We start from the raw sequence: 346 nt of genomic DNA, 5'->3' as shown, positions 1-346 counted from the left end.
CCCCGGACCCGCCACATACAACTCCCCCACCACACCCACCGGCACCGGCCGCAAAAACTCATCCAACACATACAACCGCAAATCCGGAATCCCCACCCCAATAACACTTGGAGCACCCTCCTCCACCATTTGGCGATTCAACGGCGAATAAGTCACGTGCACCGTCGTCTCGGTAATTCCATACATGTTCACCAGCAGCGGCGCATTATCGGGATGACGGTCGTACCAGTCACGCAGTCGCCCCACCTCCAGCGCCTCCCCGCCGAAGATGACATACCGCAACGACAGACCCGACCCACCCAGATCCCGCTCCGCCGCCATCAACTGATAAAACGCCGACGGCGTC

At 60.1% G+C, this 346-nt stretch carries 1 protein-coding gene; it reads right to left on the bottom strand.

What is annotated here, in order from left to right; translation table 11 throughout:
- Window positions 1-346 (bottom strand): AMP-binding protein (locus tag IG98_RS46330; protein WP_037973112.1); only part of this gene is annotated, 346 nt, incomplete at both ends.

Origin of the sequence: Streptosporangium amethystogenes, assembly GCF_000721075.1 — a bacterium.
GTDB lineage: Bacteria > Actinomycetota > Actinomycetes > Streptosporangiales > Streptosporangiaceae > Streptosporangium > Streptosporangium amethystogenes.
The sequence above is the reverse complement of the archived record's forward strand: the minus strand, read 5'-3'. Positions and strand labels throughout refer to the sequence as shown.